We start from the raw sequence: 16,125 nt of genomic DNA, 5'->3' as shown, positions 1-16,125 counted from the left end.
TTGTGCCGATGAATATCCCTAATCTGATTACCGTTCTCCGCGTCCTGCTCATTCCGATCTTTATCCTGCTGTTCTATCTGCCTTACCAGTGGAGCTATCTGGCCTCAAGTTCGGTATTCGCCTTTGCGGCGGCGACTGACTGGCTGGATGGCTATCTCGCGCGACGCCTGGAGCAAAGCACGCCGTTTGGTGCGTTTCTGGATCCTGTCGCTGACAAGCTGATGGTGGCTGTTGCCCTGGTGTTGCTGGTGCAAGAGCATGGCAACCTTTGGCTCACACTGCCGGCCGCTGTGATCATCGGTCGCGAGATCGTTGTCTCGGCGCTGCGAGAGTGGATGGCCGAACTCGGTGCACGGGCTCATGTGGCCGTGTCGAATCTGGGCAAGTGGAAAACTGCTGCGCAAATGCTTGCACTGGTAATCCTCCTGGCCAACCCCAAGGTTTTCAGTTTCTGGGTTTTCATCGGTTACTCGTTGCTGATGGTGTCGGCAGGTCTGACCCTGTGGTCGATGGTTCAATACCTTCGCGCTGCCTGGCCACATCTGAAGACCGATGTTGAAAAGAAATAAAACTTTTTTGAATCAAAGGGTTGACGGGACATCTGGAATCTATAGAATGCGCCACACCAAGCGGGAATAGCTCAGTTGGTAGAGCACGACCTTGCCAAGGTCGGGGTCGCGAGTTCGAGTCTCGTTTCCCGCTCCAATTTGTACAACGTTTGTTGTTGCGCTACTGACAGCAAATGTTTTGAGGCCGAGTAGCAAAATGGTTATGCAGCGGATTGCAAATCCGCCTACGCCGGTTCGATTCCGACCTCGGCCTCCACTATAAACAAGCTCCGTAGATCCATGATTTACGGAGCTTTTTTATTTACGTTGCACTGAAAGATTTAGTCTTTGAAACTGCAACTGCAAACTTGCTTCACCGGGATGTGATGTATATATTTCCCCTCTGCCGCCGACGTGCAGTTCCTGTCAGGACTGTGAATCGTCATCAGAGCCAAGCAACACCGCGCTACCGCCCGAATGGCGAAACTGGTAGACGCATGGGACTTAAAATCCCCCGCTCGTAAGGGCGTGCCGGTTCGATTCCGGCTTCGGGCACCATTTCTGATTCTCAGGTCTTCTCAAGACTTATCAAAAAGCCCCAATGGCATAGACCTGTAGGGGCTTTTTCTTTTTCAGCACTTATCAAGCATTCTCACCACTTCTCATATTTTTTGTACATCATTCAGTCCTTCCCCAGTTCGACTGCAATGGTGATGTACTAATGCCTCTCACTGATACCGCTGTGCGCCAGGCCAAGCCGGCCGAAAAGAGCTTCACTCTGACTGACGCCAGTTGTCTATCCCTGTTCGTTGCCCCAAACGGCACGAAGTCTTGGCACTTCAGGTTTTCATGACACGGCAGCCAGCCGCGCATGTCCCTGGGTACCTATCCAGAAAGACGCCGCCGGGGGATACCTGGTCGATGCGGTGGTATTCGCCGTGGTTGAGGCGGGCGGTGTCGCTGGGGCTGCGGGTCCGCATCGCGACCTTGTAAACCTCATCATCCGGCAGGAGCAGTGTTGGCCGGTCGGATAGCCAGTCAGCGATGCTTGTCATCTCCAAACGTTCCTCCGCGTACCAGCCGCACAGGATGATCGTTCGGGCGTTCCACGGATGATCGTGCAAGTCACGATCGGCGTCCGGCCGCAGGATGTGGTGGATCCGGAACGGCCACGGGCACCACCACGGCGCCGGCTTGTGCGTCTCCCGGCTGTACGGGTTGAACAGCCACCAGCGGCCCATGTACATCTCGGTGCCGTCGGCGGACATGATGTGCTGGTACGGGGTGAGCTTGGCGCGGGCGATGAGCCAGGCGGCGATGGCCGCGCGAGCCAGGAGCCTGGCGACCAGGCGCCAGAAGAAGTTGATCATGCTGCCTCCGTGAGTAGTTGGCGGAAGACATGAAGGGCACCGGCATGCTCGCGCACCGCTTTCATTCCGGCCTCGTCGTAACCCCAGATATTGCTGTCGCTGAATCGCTCCGGGCCGAGGTATCCCGGGTGCAGTGGTTCTCCCGTGCAGATGTAGTCCCGAAACTTTTTGACCAGACCTTCAGCGTCCCGCCATGGTTGAACCCGTGCCACCGCCCGCCCCAAACCGTTTCATGGGTGAAGATTCGCTTACCTGTGTATTCGTCGACGATCCAAACCTTTCCGCGATGATCGACTTCCATGCTGGCATAACGGCCCGTGACATCGTCGTAGAAGAACCGGCGACCGTGGCTGGCAATGATCAGGATTACTTTGTTGACCTGCTCGCAACGCTGGCGCTTGAGGGTGAGCTTGTTTTCTTTGGGCATGTGGAGTCCTATGCCGGGGCATGCCCGGGCGGTGGAGGGTGTCAATGGGGGAAAGATTGAAAGTTTTAGTTGTGCCAGCGCTTGGCACAGTTTTCCTCAGGCGATCGAGCAGTGCAGTCATTGGAGAATGTCGCCTTACCCAATAGCTGTGGAGCGACTTCGCATGAAACGCCTGATTGCCGATCTGATGTACCAAATGTTTGTCGATTTCCTCAGCCAGATTCTGTTACGTCTGGCCGATTGGCTGTCGTCGTTCCCGTGGTTGTGACTACGCTGCTGCTGCCTGCCGCTCGACAACTCGCCATGGGTCGTTCGCCCGGGCCAGTGCGGCCATCGGCGGCGGGCTGACGCTGTTGCCGCACAGGTGCACCTGCTAAGTCTTGGTGAACGGCTTGCCGTCTCCACGGTTTCCGTCCACGACTGCGACGGATCAATGAACGTGCCCCGCACAGTGTTGATTGCCGAGTCGTTGGTCGGCTCGCGCTTTCAACACTGGTGACTTTCGCGGTCGGGACTTCAAAGGGAAGCCAGGATTTCGCGGTGCCTGGTGTCGGCCCCGGGAATGGAACCGCCATCGTGGTTCCGACTGGGGCATACAGCGCTTCTCAGATGCAATTTGAAACCGAGATGCTTGATGGTGTTGCCCGCGTCTACAACCACACGCGCACCTACGCTGCCAGTTTCACATCATCCGGTACCATGCGGCTGATCGTGATGAGGTGGAACTGATGGGATATGGCGTTCAATTCACCAATAACAGCAACGTCGTCACCCTCGATTCCGAGTTCGCTCGATAGATGGTGATCTCTGCCGGAAGGTTTGCACCGACGGAGGAGGGTGGGCTCGGCTCGACGACCTATTTCGCACGGCCTGTAACTTCGCAAGAGCCGCCACTGGTGTTTGTGCGTCCGGATACGGTCAATGCGGTTGCCGGCCTATGCCAGATGCGACTAATCGGATCGGCGGGTAACTGGACCGGGTTCTATGTTCGGGCTTACAGCGCGAACACGGCTCAACCTAATGGACGATATTTCGTGGCTGCGTTCGCTGCGCAGGCCGTTGCCCAGTACGGAATGCGTTTGTGGGATGGCGCCGGGAAACTTCTTTTTGACTCGGGCACACCCAATGCCACTTTCACCAGGGCTTTCCAGAACGGGAGCTGCGTCACATATGACCTCGACCCACAAGGGCTGACCCGCATCTATTACTCGGTTCCGTTCGACTTCCCACAAAACGAATTCATGCTGCTGAATACGTTCGGCATGCCAATGACTTCAGGCAGCGGGATTCCTCGCAACCTCTACTGCTGGTGGGATTTTCCCAACAGCAAGCTCTACGCAATTACTGTTGCTGCATCAAATTCGTTCGCTTTTTTCCTTCCGGCAGTTTTCGCAAAACAAGCTGCTTAGCCCCTTTTATAGGATGCAACTATGCCCTGGTACAAAACCGGGACGGTTTCTGTCGTCCAAAATTCCAATGCGGTAATCGGTTCTGGGACCGCATTCATTGCCAATTCGCGCGTCGGCGATGCCTTCCGAGGTCCAGACGGTGGCTGGTATGAGGTCACCAACATCGCCAGCGACACGGCGATGTCGATCTCGCGCAATTATCAGGGTGCAACCAATTCCTCCGGCACGTATGCGCTGGCGCCGATGCAGGGCTACGTCAAGGATTCTGCGGATGCTCTGCGGGCGCTGGTCAATCAGTTCGGCGCGCAGCTTGCTGCCCTGACAAACACGGACGGCCTGTCGGAAGGAACGATCAACAAGTACTTCACCGACGCGAGAGTGCGCGCGGCTCTGCTGACGGGACTGGTGGTTTCGGACGTCGCTGCGGTTTCCGCGGCTGACTCAGTGCTTGCTGCGGTTGGAAAGCTTCAGGCTCAAGCCACGCGAATCTCGAACGGCTACATCGAAGGGCTTCGGCCGATCTGGGGCAGTTCAGGATCTGTCAGCGTGTCACCGGGTGCTGCGCACGTGCCAGGACTGAACCGGGTGTTGCTGGTTCCAAGTCAGCTGACCTACTCGTTCACGCCGGGAACGCTGATCGCTAACACCTTCTACCTACTACCTGTACATCTTCGATAACGCAGGCACACCGACACTGGAAATGAACACCACCGCGCCTGCCGTGTATGCCAACGGCACAGCCCGGCAGAAAACCGGCGATGGCTCTCGACGCTTCGTTGCCACTGTGCCGTTACACCACGCGGACGCCAATCGAAAACGGCCAAATCAACTACCTCAACACATCGAGCGGCGGCAACACGTTTATTGACGTCCTCGGTTACAGCCTGGAGCGATAGGGATGAACGGATACGCAATCACAGACATCGGCTGGCGCAGCGTAAAAGTGGGCGAGACCCTTTCCGAGGGTGAAGCGTTCGTTGAGGTGATTCCTCAGTGGCTGACCGAAAAGTCTGAGCGCGATGAAATGGCGCGGCAGCAATCCCAGCAACTCGCGGCGCTGATGGCTATTGCGAGCCAGACGATCCAACCCTTGCAGGACGACTTCGAAGTCGGGGCGATCACAGAGGAAGACTCCGATCGGCTGCGAAACTGGAAGATTTATCGAAGCGCGCTGAGCAAGACCCCATCCCGACCTGGTTGGCCGGAAACACCGGACTGGGCTTTGCCCCCTAATAACACCAATTCGAAAAATATTATTTCGAGCTAATTGATGGAAGATTACTAAGGTGGTAGGGTGCGTCGATTTGCTAGGAGCGTTATGTCTGGACGATTTGAAGGGGCGGATGGGATTAGGGGGCTTGCTTGCCTGATTGTTATCTGTATTCATGCGAGCGCCTACTTTTTTCCGTCTACAGGCACACTCTTAGCGGGCACAGGCAAGATAGGGGTGTGGTTGTTTTTTGTACTGAGCGCTTTTCTTTTAACTTCTAAGTTTATGAAGTCAGGGTTTGGCCTGAAATCGACTATCAGTTATGCTGTGGGACGGATTCTTAGGATTCTACCCTTGTTTTATCTTGTCGTGCTTATTTACTATTCTAAAGGTTGGATTGGATTAGAGACTAGATTTGACATTGTTCGTGCAATTACCTTTGAGTCAGGATATGGACATTTATGGACTATACCCGCCGAGTTTAAATTTTATTTTATCCTCCCTCTATTTGCTTATCTGGTAATTGAGATTTATAACAGGTTCGGCCTTTACTTAGCTACGCTTGGTTGCGCGCTTTTAGTGGTTGCTCAACAGTCGATTTGGCCGTATTGGCTGACTCCCGAGAATTCGGTTGAAACGCGCTGGTACTTATCCAGCTTCACCTTCGGAATAGTTTGCGCGATCATCCATCATTCCTTTCGGGATAAATTGGATGATCAGAAGGCAGATATCATCGGTTTGTCGATAATTGTTATAATTGTTATGACGTTTCCATATTTCAGAAACATTATTTTTGGCATGCCGATAGATAAATGGTTAATGAACAAATATTTGTTGTTCTCCCCTTTATGGATGCTGTTTATCCTTGTTCTAGCTGACGGGAAAGGACGTTTGGGTGGCTTGCTGAAAAATATCGTTTTTAGAAAGATTGGTGAGTGGAGTTATTCAATTTATTTGATTCATATTATGATTTACGCACTAGTCACGCAGGGTCGGCCGACGAGTTTTTTGTTAATGGTTGTCGGGATTATTGGTTCCGTTTTAGCTGGGGCGGTGCTTTTTTACTGCTTCGAAGGCCCAATGGAGAATTTGAGACACAAGATTCAATCGCGAATTTTTAGAACCTGAGAGTGATCATAAAAAATAAACCCGCCATGTGCGGGTTTTTTTTCGTCTGGAGGAAAGCTATGGCTACAACCGAAAGAGACCGCGACATCCTTGCTCGAACGCTGTGGGGCGAGGCTCGCGGCGAAAGCCTGGCTGGAAAAATTGCCCTGGCTTGGACCATCCGTAACCGGGTGTTTGATGGCAAGGCCAATTCATGGTGGTGGTGGTGGTGGTGGTGGTGGTGGTGGGAGGGCTACGCCGGCGTGTGCCAGAAGCCGTATCAGTTCAGCTGCTGGAACAAGAACGATCCGAATGCCCGTTTCTGAGTGGTGCGCGAGATATCCCGTTCCGCGAGCTGGCGCAGTGTCGGATCGCTGCTGACCAGGTGATCGACGGCAATGTGTCGGATCCGACCGGCGGCGCCACGCACTACTACGCGCTGAGCATGAAAACTCCGCCGGCTTGGGCTGCGAAGGCAAAGCAGACGCTCAAGCTTGGAGGCCACGTCTTTTTCAGGGAAGTGCCGTGATGATCGTGCCGTGGAAGGTCGTCGGCGCGGTGGCGCTGGTGCTGGGCGGATTCGGCATCGCTTGGCAGGTCCAGGACTGGCGGTACGGCAAGCAACAGGCCGAGCAGGGCAAGCGGCTGGCGCTCGAGCAGCGGCTGGCGGCCAGTGACAAAACCCACTTCGAGAAAATGACCAATGCTCAAAAAAACCAGGCTCTTCTGCGCGATCGCCTTGCCACTTCTGATCTGCGGCTGTCAGTCCTCCTCGATGCAGGTTCAACCGGTGGCTGTTCAGTGCCTGCCACCGCCGGCGCCGGCAGCGTGGATCATGCAGCCGTACGCGCCCGACTTGACCCAGCGCATGCTCAAAGAATTATCGCCATCACCGACGAAGGCGACCGGGGACTGATTGCGCTGCAGGCGTGCCAGGATTACGTCCGGTCTGTTTCACGCTGTTGGGGGAAGTGGTCTTTGAACGGGCTGTCACCCTTCAGAATCCTGATCTGGGTAGTCAGCTCGCTGATTTCTCTGCCTTTCGCCATCAACTCCCAGTTTCTTTTGGTTTCAATATCCGTGGCTCTTCGCTTCGCGTCGGCCACCACTGACTTCACCGCCGCCAGTTGAGTTCGGAGCTGATCGCGGTCCGATGCCGCAGCGGCGTGCAGCTCAACCAGCTTGAATATGCGCTCCCGCTCTTCACGGAGCTGTCGATTCAATTCCTCAAACTCATTTTCGTAGAGCCTGAGCTGCTGCCAGCAGGTTTCGAGCGGCGTCGGGCAGCCTAGCCAGTCGTCTGTGTTTTCGATGTCGGAGGGATCCACGGGAGCGCCTTGCTTGATGCTGTTTGGATATACAGTAATCGAGGAGTGCTGGGTGGGAGCGCGAGGCGACGAGCTGTAACATCAGGTGATACAGTGATGATCAGCAAAGGGCGCATATCAGGGCAGCGATTAATTAGTACACGGATCAGTACATCGAAATTGGTGTTTCTGTGCAGGGGTCAATAAATATTGATGTTTTGCAGGCTAATTAGGTTCCGGCTTCGGGCACCATCTTCTGTTTCACTGGCTTGCGCTGAGTTCCGCGAGACCCAATCAATAGGCCGCCTAGTGCGGCCTTTTTGTTGAGCCGAGTTTCGCATTCCTTAGCGGTGATTCGCGCTTTTTTGAGCACATTCTCCAGCGCTTCCCCAGTTCGACTGGCGTGGTGATTTACTGATGTCGCTGACTGGTAACGCTGTCTTCAAGTCCGCACTCGTTTTAGGGTAATAGCAAGCATGGTCGAAGAAATGACTCCAGGCATGAGGAATATGCATGTGGCTTCTGGTATTTCGCGAACATAGAAGGCGACCATCAACCCCCAGACCATGGTCACCACAGCGCCAAACGCCAGTAGTCGAGTGTGTCGAAGATTGGGTGAGGTTGCCATTGATAGCGCGTAGATTTTCCAAGCCGAACCGATGCTGAAAATCGAGATGAAACAGACACCAATGGATCCTGCCACGACGAAGGGAGTGGTAGGAGGAATAAATATGGCGGGGACAAAGATGCCAATCATGCCCGCTGTGAAAAGCAAAGTAATCGGGAGTAGGCCGACAAGTGCTCCGATTGTCAGCCCGATGCGCAGTTTTGTTAGGTTTGCCATGTTCCTTGCCTTGAGCGTCGTGGCGCCAATCACGTGGCCACCGCCATTCAGTCATCGCCACAAGCATTGAGCGAGACAGACCAGAGTAGGTGTGCCGCAGGCGAGTACGGCACCTCCAGGTTATTTATCGGCGAAGGTGATTTTTGCACTTACCACCATCTGCCCATCCACTGTGATTCGGCAGAAGCTCTCTGGTGAAGACTTATTGGCATCAGCCTTGAAGGGGTCGCATTGAAGTCGCCCAGTTTTATCTCCGAGCGGAATATCCATACCTTTTGTGGTCTCGCCGAAACCTGCTTTAAAGAGGCGGTGATAAGCGGGGCCAGCCATGATCAGTGGCTCGCCTTCATTCAGCAATCCAGAGTTCGGGGTCGCGCACAGCATGCCGAACACCCGCTCACCGCCGATGATGTTGGCATCTGAATAGCAGACTCTTTGCCCTTGCTTGGTGACAATTTCGGAGGGGCCTTTATTGGTCCAGGTTTCCTTTGGAGCAGTGGCGCATCCGAAAAGAGTGGTAGCAGCCAGTAGGCCGATAGCAGCATGGCGAAGAGGAGCAAAAGGCATAGGTTGAGCGTCCTTACTAGTGAAAATGCGTCCATCAATAACGGCAACACGCCACTATTTCAAGTTCAGGATGATCCATGGGCAAACTTTGCCCTCCACGGGCAATGGATTGAAGGTCATTGCGACGTCTCAGCTATGATTCAAGTGCAGCAGTCAGCGCGGTGGCGCATATGCTTAACGAAACGGATACCGTGGGGCATACCTTCAAGCGGGCTTTTTTCCGCGTCGACGGTGTGACGATGTACTTTTTTTGGGCTGTATGGCTTGGGCTTATGATCTGGGCGCTGTTTGATCCGGATCGGTTAAGACTCGCCCCTTGGGTTTTTTTCCTGATCGGACTGTTGAATCCCTTTCTCTACATCCTGCTGGGACTTATGCGTTCACCTGGCTTGTTGACGGCGCTGATCCTCATTTTTTTCAACGTTAAATTCCTCCTGATCTACTTCTGAATCTGAAGAGGGTGGGAGCTACTGCTTCTTTCTTGGTCAATCCAACAAAGGACAATGATGATGAAGAGATTGCTACTGAGCGTTTTGCTTTTGTCTTCCGCCGTTGCTCAAGCCGGCATCCCGCTGTTGAACGCAACATGTCCTGGAAATATCGAGGTCCACGCGGACAAAGGTGGCCCGATCTATATCAATGGGAAAGAAGGGAAGCTGAAGAAATTCAACGATAACGCCTTCGAAGCCAAAGGCAGCGGCGTGACCATCTCGCTCACGATCATGCCTGACGGCTCACCCGATGTTTCGTACACGGGCAAGAACAAAGCCAATGGAGTTTGCCAAGTAAAGGAAACGAAGTAAGTCGACTACTCCATTAACCGGGCTCTAATCACCAGAGCGTTTAGCGAACAGCAAAAAGGGCCGATTCAATCGGCCCATTTTTTGTTCAGACAAATGCTTGCCCGGTAAACCCTCTAGGCAAGCGCTGAAGTCCTGCCATCGCGGTCAATCGCTCGATCCATTCCGAACGCCAGTCGGACGCCGTGTGCGCAGCTCTGGAGTGGCGAGCCGCGCGCCGCGCGGCATTGCGCTGATCTTTGCGTGCATCCTTGTATGCGTCGGTATTGCGGCAACTACGGCATTTCACTCGATTGAGTTCGCTGCTGGAGGAGAGGTTGTTGCCCTTGTGCCCACAGGCCAGGTGACCGTCGATTTTGAAATGAATGACCATAAGACGCCTCCTTGGTGACGTGTAAAGGTATTGACCTCTCACGACCAAAGGGGTTCTTTCACGCAGCAGGCGAATCGACGAATTATCTGAATCGTGGCAATGGCCGATCGATGGGTTTGAGCGAAGACAAGGTACTGCGAATCAGCGGAGTGTCCTTGTCGATATCGTTCAACCGGTCGCGGATGCGCAGGGCGGTCGGGTGTCCGCCTTGATGATCGACCCAGTCGGCGATCTCTTTGCACGCTGCCGCGAGACGCGCCTCCCGAGCCTCGAGCAAGGTAAGGAGAGTGGTGATGGACTCTTTTTCGGACATGGAACACCTCCGTTCATTAATCCGCTCGGTGGCAGCAAAAAGCCCGCAAGCGCGAGCTCTCTGCCGTTGGGGCGCTGCTCCTTCAGCTGGTTTGAGTATAGACCCGTAAATGACAGCTATCAGCCCGAAGACTCGGGGGCGGTCACTCGCGAGCTGGCGGCGTTGAGCCTATGACATTCCTTGCGGGCGTCTTCTTCCCGGTCGTAGCCATCGCCGATGAAACCGCCGGTTCGCGTGTCGCAGATGCGATACCAGCCCAGGGCTTCGGCGGGCTCATGGAGCGCTTCTCCGGCGCGCCGGCCGTGGATGACGATCTTGTTGCAGCGCTTCACGACGAATATGTCTTCCATGGCGTCACCGCGGCTGATTCGTACCAGATCAACTATAGAAGCCCTGACCAATCGTGCAAAAAATACACAGGTCAGTTCGTCGGGTGCAGTTGCCAGCCTGATGGGAGCCAGCGCAGGTGGTGGGTCGGATTCAGTGCTGAGAGGAAGTCCTGATCGTGGGAAACGGCGACAATGGCGCCAAGAAATGCCTGCACCGCCCGTTCGAATGCTTCCACCGACGGCAGATCCAGATGATTGGTAGGCTCATCCAACAGCAACAGCTGCGCAGGATCCGCTCGCCACAAGGCCAGTGCCAGCGCCGCTTTCAGGCGCTCGCCACCGCTCAACGAAACACAGGGGGCGGTCGCGCGGCTCGCATCCAGCTGCAAGTGGGCGAGATAGCTGCGCAGGGTGCCTTCGGTCAGCGCAGCCCCTTGCATCATCAGCTGTTCGGTGATGGAACGCTGATCGTCCAGTTGCGCCAGTTGCTGATCAAGGAATGCGAAGGGCACGTGAGTCGTGGCGGCTCCATCGACGGGTGACAGTTCCCCGGCGAGCACTTTCAACAGGGTTGATTTGCCACAGCCGTTGGGCCCGCTGACAGCGATCCGCATCGGGCCGTGGATCGTAAGGCTCAGTGCGCCGTTTGGCAGCCAGGGCAGCCGAGCGTCGATCAGCGTGCAGATCTGACGGTTGTTCGGCACGGCGCTCCCGGGCAAATTGATCAACACGCTGTCCTCGGGTTGCACCTTGGCGTAAGCCTCGCGTACCTGGGCATCGAGCTCTGACTTGCGGGCCTGATGACCCTGACGGACATGCCCCATGATTTCCCGGGCGGCGCCCTTGATCGCCACGTATTCGAAACTGGCAATGTTGGCGGTTTCGGCGTTGCGTCGAGAGTTGGCAGCGTGGCGCTGTATCGTGTCGTGTTCGCGCCGTAGCCGATTCCGCTCGCGCTGGCGTTCGCTTCTGGCGTGGTCGAGACGTGCTTGCGCCGCGGCTTGATGGATTCGCTGATGCTCGCGGAATGCCGAGTAATTGCCACCGAATTCAATTGCACCCGACGCGCTCAATTCGACGATCCGCTGCATCCGGTCGAGCAGTTGCCGATCATGGCTCACGACGATCAAACCAGTTTGCCAGCGCTCCAGCGAGTTCATCAGCCATTGCCGTCCCGATGCGTCCAGATGGTTCGTCGGCTCATCGAGGACCAGCAGAGGAGCCTGACTCATAAACGCGCCAATCAGGGCGATGCGCGCTTGCTGGCCGCCACTGAGGTTGCCGGTGTGATCGGTGAAGGCAACTTCTGTCAGCCCGGCGTCATCGAGCATGCGCCGCAGACGCTGCGCCAGATCCCATTGTTCGCCAATGAGGTCGAAATCCTTGACTGATCCGCAGCCCCGGTTCATTCGCTCCAGCGCCTGAAGAATCGCGACGCTGCCGGTGGACTCGGCGACCGTCTCGCCGGGTGTCGCGACAAAGGTTTGTGCCACGTAGGTCGTCGCCACGGCGCGCGTCACGCTGCCGTTGGTAGGTTGCCAATGTCCGGCGATCAGGCGCGCCAGCACGCTTTTGCCAACGCCGTTGCGCCCGACAATGGCGGTCGGGGTGTGATCGAATTTCAGATTGAGTGCAGTGAAGATCGTCTCGCCATTGGCGAACTGAAAACCCAGTTGATTCACGGAGACGAGAGCAGGCGTACGCGAGACGTGAGTCATCGGCACCTCCAAAAAATGTCGTGAACACTGACAAGCGCCATGAAGGGCGTGTCGCGATTACATTTTTGAAGGCTTAGTTGTTCACTTCTGCGGTCGTCCTGGGGATGTGGGAGGGCGTAGCCTAGTCGAGACGGTCGAAGGCTTCAAGGCGTGTCTGCCTTCTCGAGCATTCGCTCAAGGAACAGCGCCAGCGCGACTTCTTCCTTGCGCAGGCCCTTGCGGATGCGCGGTTTCGGCAGCTCGGCCAGAGCCCCGAGCATGAAATGCTCGACCACCGCCGGGTGGATGTAGCACTTGCGACAGACTGCCGGCGTATTGCCCAGTTGGCGGGCGACGCCCTTCACCATCTCGACCACATGCCGTTTGGCCTCGGTCTCGGACTCCCATTGCAATTCCCGCAGGACCGCCAATGCCAGGGCGCTGCCGGCCCAGGTCCGGTAATCCTTGGCGGTGAAATCCGCGCCGGTCAGGGTTTGCAGGTAGGTGTTGACGTCAGAGGAGCTGACGGTGTGCCGCTCGCCATTTTCATCCAGATACTGAAACAGGTTTTGCCCCGGAATTTCCAGGCAGCGCTTGATGATTCGCGCCAGTCGCCGGTCCTTCACCGTGATCTGATGTTCGATACCGCTTTTGCCACGAAACTGGAACAGGATCGCGCTGCCGTTGACTTCGACATGCCGGCTGCGCAGCGTTGTCAGGCCGTAGGAGCGATTGTCCCGCGCGTATTGCGTGTTACCGACGCGGATCAGCGTGGCGTCGAGCAGCGTGATGACCGTGGCCATGACTTTGTCTCGGCTGAAGCCCGGCGATGCCAGCAGCGCTTCCAGCTGTTTACGCAGCTTGGGCAGCGCCAGACCGAATTCTCGCAAACGCGAATATTTGTCCGCGTCGCGCACTTCACGCCATCGTGTGTGATAGCGATATTGCTTGCGTCCACGGGCATCGCGGCCGGTGGCTTGCAGGTGGCCGCGCGGGTCGGCGCAGATCCACACGTCGACATAGGCCGGCGGAACGGCCAGTGCGTTGATGCGTTTGATCTCGTCGGGATCGGTGATGCGCTGGCCTGCGGGATCGAAGTAGGCGAATTTTCCGCGCAGTTTTTTGCGGGTGATACCGGGCTGCGTGTCATCGACGTAATGCAGATCCGAAGGCAACACCTCGGTGAGCGCAGTATCGGGCATGGCGGACTTCCTTCGCGGCAAATCAGGCTGTTAAAGCCATTGACCGCACGCCATGACGGTCGTGCCCGCGGATTTACGCCAATACCGCGACAGCCTTGATCTGGGCCCACAACGGCTGACCTGGATGCACGCCAAGCTGATCCCGTGAATAGCGAGTGATGCGCGCCAGCAACGGTGTCCCGCCGGCATCGAGGCGAATGAGCACGTGCGCGGCGTTATCGGCCGGCTGTTCGCTGACGACCGTGACCGGCAGGCGATTGAGGATGCTGCTGAACTCGCTGTTTTGCAGGGTCAGGCTGATGTCACGCGCATGAACCTTGCAACGCAGTCTCTGGCCCGTTGTCATCGGCGCGTGGGTCACGCGAATGCTCAGTGATGAGTCCGGCAGTTGCAGGGTGAGCAATTGATAGTCGGCATCGTAGCCGCTGACCTGGCCTTCGATGATCACACCGGCGTCGTTGTCCATGGCCAGCGGCAGGTCGAGCCGCGCCAGGGTTTCGCCAATCGGGCCGCTGGCCAGCGCTTTGCCGTCGCTGAGCAGCACCAGGTGATCGGCGAGCCTGGCCACTTCGTCCTGCGCGTGGCTGACATACAGCACCGGGATTTCCAGTTCGTCGTGCAGGCGTTGCAGGTAGGGCAGGATTTCGCTTTTGCGCTGGCTGTCCAGGGCTGCCAAAGGCTCATCCATCAGCAGCAATTTAGGGCTGGTCAACAGCGCACGGGCGATGCCGACACGCTGGCGCTCGCCGCCGGACAAGTGTTGCGGGTGACGATCAAGCAAGTGGCCGATGCCCAGCAGTTCGGTGGCTTGGGTCATGTCGACCCGGCGCTGCGCCTTGGCAATGCGCTTGAGGCCGAATTGCAGATTGGCCAGCACCGACAGGTGCGGAAACAGGCTGGCTTCCTGAAAGACATAACCGAGCGCGCGTTTGTGCGGCGGCACGAAAATGCCTTTTTCGCTGTCCTGCCAGACCTCGTCATTGATGCGGATAAAGGCCTGCGGCGCGCGTTCGAGCCCGGCGATGCAGCGCAGGCACGTGGTCTTGCCCGAGCCGGACTGACCGAACAGCGCTGTCACACCGCGACCGGGCATCTGCAGGTCAACATCGAGGCTGAAGCCCGACCAGCCCAGTTTCAGACGTGCATCAATCATCGATCAGCTCCAGCCCGCGCGGGTCTTGCGGCTGGAATACAGCGCCAGCAACACCAGAAACGAAAACACCAGCATCGCCCCGGCCAGCCAGTGCGCTTGCGCGTACTCCATGGCTTCGACGTGGTCGTAGATTTGTACGGAAACCACCCGGGTCTTGTCGGGAATATTCCCGCCGATCATCAGCACTACACCGAATTCGCCGACGGTGTGGGCGAAACCGAGGATTGCTGCAGTGATGAAACCGGGACGAGCCAGAGGCAGGATCACGCTGAAGAAGGTATCCCAGGGATTGGCGCGCAATGTCGCGGCCACTTCCAGTGGACGAGTGCCGATCGCGGAGAAGGCGTTTTGCAAAGGCTGCACCACGAACGGCATGGAATAGAGCACCGAGCCAATCACCAGGCCGGTGAAGCTGAACGTCAAAGTGCCGAGCCCCAGCCATTGGGTGAAATGGCCAATGAAGCCGTTGGGGCCGAGCGCGAGCAGCAGATAAAAACCGATGACCGTCGGTGGCAGCACCAACGGCAATGCGACAATCGCGCCGACGGGGCCGCGCAGCCAGGAACGGCTGCGCGACAACCACAGGGCAATCGGAGTGCCGACGACCAGCAGGATCGCGGTGGTCAGGGACGCCAGTTTCAGGGTCAGCCAGATCGCCGCGAAATCGGCACTCGTCAGCGACATTTACAGCTGGTAACCGTAGGACTTGATGACCGCAGCGGCTTTCGGGCCTTTGAGGTAATCAACCAGCGCCTTGGCAGCGGCGTTGTCTTTGCCTTTGTTCAGGATGACGGCGTCCTGTTTGATCGGGTCGTGCATGCTTGCCGGAACGATCCACGCCGAGCCGCTGCTGACCTTGCCGTCCTTGTAGATCTGCGACAGGGCGACGAAGCCCAGCTCGGCGTTGCCGGTGGACACGAACTGATAGGCCTGGGTGATGTTCTGGCCTTCGACGATCTTGGCTTTGGTGGCCTCAGTCAGTTTCAGTTTCTCCAGCACCTGAGTGGCGGCCAGACCGTAAGGTGCGGCTTTCGGGTTGGCGATGGACAGGTGCTGGTACTCGTTTTTCTTCAGGACGTCGCCTTTGGCATCGACGTAACCTTCCTTGGCCGACCACAGCGCCAGGGTGCCGATGGCGTAGGTGAAGCGCGAACCCTTGACGGTGTCGCCTTCTTTTTCGAGTTTTTCAGGGGTGGTGTCGTCTGCCGACAGGAACACTTCGAACGGCGCGCCGTTTTTGATCTGGGTGTAGAACTGGCCTGTGGCGCCGTAGGCAGCGACCAGTTTATGCCCGGTGTCCTTTTCGAAATCGGCGGCAATCGCCTGGATCGGTGCGGTGAAGTTGGCCGCGACTGCGACTTGCACTTCGTCGGCCTGCGCGGCGCCGATGGCGAATACCGCGAGCAGGGCAGGGGCAAAACGTGAGGCACGATTGATCATGTAACGGCTCCGTGGGTGGCAAGTGCAGT

General features: G+C 56.8%; 19 protein-coding genes, 3 tRNA genes and 4 pseudogenes. 14 read left to right on the top strand and 12 right to left on the bottom strand.

Annotated features, from left to right (window positions below):
* The first annotated feature begins 8 nt into the window (after window positions 1–8).
* From pgsA to IHQ43_RS29415, 5 genes and pseudogenes are all read left to right on the top strand, one after another.
* Window positions 9–569 (top strand): CDP-diacylglycerol--glycerol-3-phosphate 3-phosphatidyltransferase, encoded by a 561-nt coding sequence (gene pgsA / locus IHQ43_RS15740; RefSeq protein WP_192561215.1) that lies wholly within the window; start codon window positions 9–11, stop codon window positions 567–569.
* A 60-nt stretch (window positions 570–629) separates the two neighbouring features.
* A tRNA-Gly gene (locus tag IHQ43_RS15735) sits at window positions 630–705 on the top strand.
* A gap of 46 nt (window positions 706–751) precedes the next feature.
* Window positions 752–825: transfer RNA gene (locus IHQ43_RS15730), tRNA-Cys, on the top strand.
* A gap of 194 nt (window positions 826–1,019) precedes the next feature.
* Window positions 1,020–1,106: transfer RNA gene (locus tag IHQ43_RS15725), tRNA-Leu, on the top strand.
* A 163-nt stretch (window positions 1,107–1,269) separates the two neighbouring features.
* A pseudogene (locus tag IHQ43_RS29415) lies at window positions 1,270–1,398 on the top strand (Arm DNA-binding domain-containing protein); the annotation flags it as partial.
* On the opposite strand, the gene IHQ43_RS15720 reads toward IHQ43_RS29415, so the two are convergent.
* Together IHQ43_RS15720 and IHQ43_RS15715 are read right to left on the bottom strand one after the other, a co-directional pair.
* Window positions 1,388–1,918, bottom strand: a complete 531-nt coding sequence (locus tag IHQ43_RS15720) for a hypothetical protein (protein WP_192561214.1) — start codon at window positions 1,916–1,918, stop codon at window positions 1,388–1,390. The pseudogene IHQ43_RS29415 and the gene IHQ43_RS15720 sit on opposite strands and share 11 nt — an antisense overlap.
* Before the next feature lie 61 nt (window positions 1,919–1,979).
* Entirely contained in the window at window positions 1,980–2,345 is a 366-nt protein-coding gene (locus tag IHQ43_RS15715; RefSeq protein ID WP_244142213.1) for a hypothetical protein, read from the bottom strand.
* A gap of 420 nt (window positions 2,346–2,765) precedes the next feature.
* Between IHQ43_RS15715 and IHQ43_RS29595 the strand changes: the two genes are divergently transcribed.
* The 7 genes and pseudogenes from IHQ43_RS29595 to IHQ43_RS15685 form a co-directional block, all read left to right on the top strand.
* The gene (locus IHQ43_RS29595; protein ID WP_425220306.1) at window positions 2,766–3,074 is read left to right on the top strand and encodes a hypothetical protein; all 309 of its coding nucleotides are present in this window, start codon (window positions 2,766–2,768) and stop codon (window positions 3,072–3,074) included.
* A 68-nt stretch (window positions 3,075–3,142) separates the two neighbouring features.
* Window positions 3,143–3,754 (top strand): hypothetical protein, encoded by a 612-nt coding sequence (locus tag IHQ43_RS15710; RefSeq protein ID WP_244142212.1) that lies wholly within the window; start codon window positions 3,143–3,145, stop codon window positions 3,752–3,754.
* 21 nt (window positions 3,755–3,775) lie between these two features.
* Window positions 3,776–4,085 (top strand): annotated as a pseudogene (locus IHQ43_RS15705) (tail fiber domain-containing protein); the annotation flags it as partial.
* Between the two features lie 567 nt (window positions 4,086–4,652).
* Complete coding sequence (locus IHQ43_RS15700) at window positions 4,653–5,021, top strand: tail fiber assembly protein (protein WP_192561213.1); 369 nt, start codon at window positions 4,653–4,655, stop codon at window positions 5,019–5,021.
* A gap of 51 nt (window positions 5,022–5,072) precedes the next feature.
* Window positions 5,073–6,092, top strand: a complete 1,020-nt coding sequence (locus tag IHQ43_RS15695; RefSeq protein ID WP_192561212.1) for an acyltransferase family protein — start codon at window positions 5,073–5,075, stop codon at window positions 6,090–6,092.
* 59 nt (window positions 6,093–6,151) lie between these two features.
* Window positions 6,152–6,600: pseudogene (locus IHQ43_RS15690) on the top strand (cell wall hydrolase).
* Window positions 6,600–7,028: pseudogene (locus IHQ43_RS15685) on the top strand (lysis system i-spanin subunit Rz); the annotation flags it as partial. The pseudogenes IHQ43_RS15690 and IHQ43_RS15685, both read left to right, overlap by 1 nt.
* Before the next feature lie 792 nt (window positions 7,029–7,820).
* On the opposite strand, the gene IHQ43_RS15680 reads toward IHQ43_RS15685, so the two are convergent.
* Together IHQ43_RS15680 and IHQ43_RS15675 are read right to left on the bottom strand one after the other, a co-directional pair.
* Entirely contained in the window at window positions 7,821–8,222 is a 402-nt protein-coding gene (locus IHQ43_RS15680; RefSeq protein ID WP_192561211.1) for a hypothetical protein, read from the bottom strand.
* 120 nt (window positions 8,223–8,342) lie between these two features.
* Window positions 8,343–8,789, bottom strand: a complete 447-nt coding sequence (locus IHQ43_RS15675; protein WP_192561210.1) for a hypothetical protein — start codon at window positions 8,787–8,789, stop codon at window positions 8,343–8,345.
* Window positions 8,790–8,908: 119 nt separating this feature from the next.
* Here IHQ43_RS15675 and IHQ43_RS15670 point away from each other — a divergent pair, with 119 nt between their 5' ends.
* Together IHQ43_RS15670 and IHQ43_RS15665 are read left to right on the top strand one after the other, a co-directional pair.
* Window positions 8,909–9,238, top strand: coding sequence for a hypothetical protein (locus IHQ43_RS15670; protein WP_244142211.1), 330 nt, complete (start codon window positions 8,909–8,911; stop codon window positions 9,236–9,238).
* 60 nt (window positions 9,239–9,298) lie between these two features.
* Window positions 9,299–9,592, top strand: coding sequence for a hypothetical protein (locus IHQ43_RS15665; RefSeq protein ID WP_192561209.1), 294 nt, complete (start codon window positions 9,299–9,301; stop codon window positions 9,590–9,592).
* Between the two features lie 85 nt (window positions 9,593–9,677).
* On the opposite strand, the gene IHQ43_RS15660 is transcribed toward IHQ43_RS15665, so the two are convergent.
* The 8 genes from IHQ43_RS15660 to modA all read right to left on the bottom strand — a co-directional run bounded on the left by IHQ43_RS15660 (window position 9,678) and on the right by modA (window position 16,096).
* Window positions 9,678–9,962 carry a hypothetical protein gene (locus IHQ43_RS15660; protein WP_192561208.1) on the bottom strand — a complete coding sequence of 95 codons (285 nt, stop codon included), beginning with the start codon at window positions 9,960–9,962 and terminating at the stop codon, window positions 9,678–9,680.
* Between the two features lie 82 nt (window positions 9,963–10,044).
* Complete coding sequence (locus IHQ43_RS15655; protein ID WP_039768768.1) at window positions 10,045–10,275, bottom strand: hypothetical protein; 231 nt, start codon at window positions 10,273–10,275, stop codon at window positions 10,045–10,047.
* A 119-nt stretch (window positions 10,276–10,394) separates the two neighbouring features.
* Window positions 10,395–10,625, bottom strand: coding sequence for a hypothetical protein (locus IHQ43_RS15650; protein WP_192561207.1), 231 nt, complete (start codon window positions 10,623–10,625; stop codon window positions 10,395–10,397).
* Window positions 10,626–10,696: 71 nt separating this feature from the next.
* On the bottom strand, window positions 10,697–12,322 hold the full coding sequence (locus tag IHQ43_RS15645) for an ATP-binding cassette domain-containing protein (protein WP_192561206.1): 1,626 nt from the start codon (window positions 12,320–12,322) through the stop codon (window positions 10,697–10,699).
* Window positions 12,323–12,465: 143 nt separating this feature from the next.
* Window positions 12,466–13,503 (bottom strand): DNA topoisomerase IB, encoded by a 1,038-nt coding sequence (locus IHQ43_RS15640; protein ID WP_192561205.1) that lies wholly within the window; start codon window positions 13,501–13,503, stop codon window positions 12,466–12,468.
* Window positions 13,504–13,576: 73 nt separating this feature from the next.
* Window positions 13,577–14,656 (bottom strand): molybdenum ABC transporter ATP-binding protein, encoded by a 1,080-nt coding sequence (gene modC / locus IHQ43_RS15635; protein ID WP_192561204.1) that lies wholly within the window; start codon window positions 14,654–14,656, stop codon window positions 13,577–13,579.
* A gap of 3 nt (window positions 14,657–14,659) precedes the next feature.
* Window positions 14,660–15,340, bottom strand: a complete 681-nt coding sequence (gene modB, locus IHQ43_RS15630; RefSeq protein ID WP_085701986.1) for a molybdate ABC transporter permease subunit — start codon at window positions 15,338–15,340, stop codon at window positions 14,660–14,662.
* Complete coding sequence (modA, locus tag IHQ43_RS15625) at window positions 15,341–16,096, bottom strand: molybdate ABC transporter substrate-binding protein (protein ID WP_102688025.1); 756 nt, start codon at window positions 16,094–16,096, stop codon at window positions 15,341–15,343.
* Between the last annotated feature and the right edge of the window lie 29 nt (window positions 16,097–16,125).

Source organism: Pseudomonas gozinkensis (assembly GCF_014863585.1).
GTDB lineage: Bacteria > Pseudomonadota > Gammaproteobacteria > Pseudomonadales > Pseudomonadaceae > Aquipseudomonas > Aquipseudomonas gozinkensis.
Note: the sequence above shows the minus strand (reverse complement) of the source record. Positions and strands in the feature narration are given on the sequence as shown.

Coding starts and splice junctions, on each gene's coding strand:
- pgsA (WP_192561215.1), top strand. CDS start 9: ATGAATATCCCTAATCTGATTACCGTTCTCCGCGTCCTGCTCATTCCG.
- IHQ43_RS15720 (WP_192561214.1), bottom strand. CDS start 1,918: ATGATCAACTTCTTCTGGCGCCTGGTCGCCAGGCTCCTGGCTCGCGCG.
- IHQ43_RS15715 (WP_244142213.1), bottom strand. CDS start 2,345: ATGCCCAAAGAAAACAAGCTCACCCTCAAGCGCCAGCGTTGCGAGCAG.
- IHQ43_RS15710 (WP_244142212.1), top strand. CDS start 3,143: ATGGTGATCTCTGCCGGAAGGTTTGCACCGACGGAGGAGGGTGGGCTC.
- IHQ43_RS15700 (WP_192561213.1), top strand. CDS start 4,653: ATGAACGGATACGCAATCACAGACATCGGCTGGCGCAGCGTAAAAGTG.
- IHQ43_RS15695 (WP_192561212.1), top strand. CDS start 5,073: ATGTCTGGACGATTTGAAGGGGCGGATGGGATTAGGGGGCTTGCTTGC.
- IHQ43_RS15680 (WP_192561211.1), bottom strand. CDS start 8,222: ATGGCAAACCTAACAAAACTGCGCATCGGGCTGACAATCGGAGCACTT.
- IHQ43_RS15675 (WP_192561210.1), bottom strand. CDS start 8,789: ATGCCTTTTGCTCCTCTTCGCCATGCTGCTATCGGCCTACTGGCTGCT.
- IHQ43_RS15665 (WP_192561209.1), top strand. CDS start 9,299: ATGAAGAGATTGCTACTGAGCGTTTTGCTTTTGTCTTCCGCCGTTGCT.
- IHQ43_RS15660 (WP_192561208.1), bottom strand. CDS start 9,962: ATGGTCATTCATTTCAAAATCGACGGTCACCTGGCCTGTGGGCACAAG.
- IHQ43_RS15655 (WP_039768768.1), bottom strand. CDS start 10,275: ATGTCCGAAAAAGAGTCCATCACCACTCTCCTTACCTTGCTCGAGGCT.
- IHQ43_RS15650 (WP_192561207.1), bottom strand. CDS start 10,625: ATGGAAGACATATTCGTCGTGAAGCGCTGCAACAAGATCGTCATCCAC.
- IHQ43_RS15645 (WP_192561206.1), bottom strand. CDS start 12,322: ATGACTCACGTCTCGCGTACGCCTGCTCTCGTCTCCGTGAATCAACTG.
- IHQ43_RS15640 (WP_192561205.1), bottom strand. CDS start 13,503: ATGCCCGATACTGCGCTCACCGAGGTGTTGCCTTCGGATCTGCATTAC.
- modC (WP_192561204.1), bottom strand. CDS start 14,656: ATGATTGATGCACGTCTGAAACTGGGCTGGTCGGGCTTCAGCCTCGAT.
- modB (WP_085701986.1), bottom strand. CDS start 15,340: ATGTCGCTGACGAGTGCCGATTTCGCGGCGATCTGGCTGACCCTGAAA.
- modA (WP_102688025.1), bottom strand. CDS start 16,096: ATGATCAATCGTGCCTCACGTTTTGCCCCTGCCCTGCTCGCGGTATTC.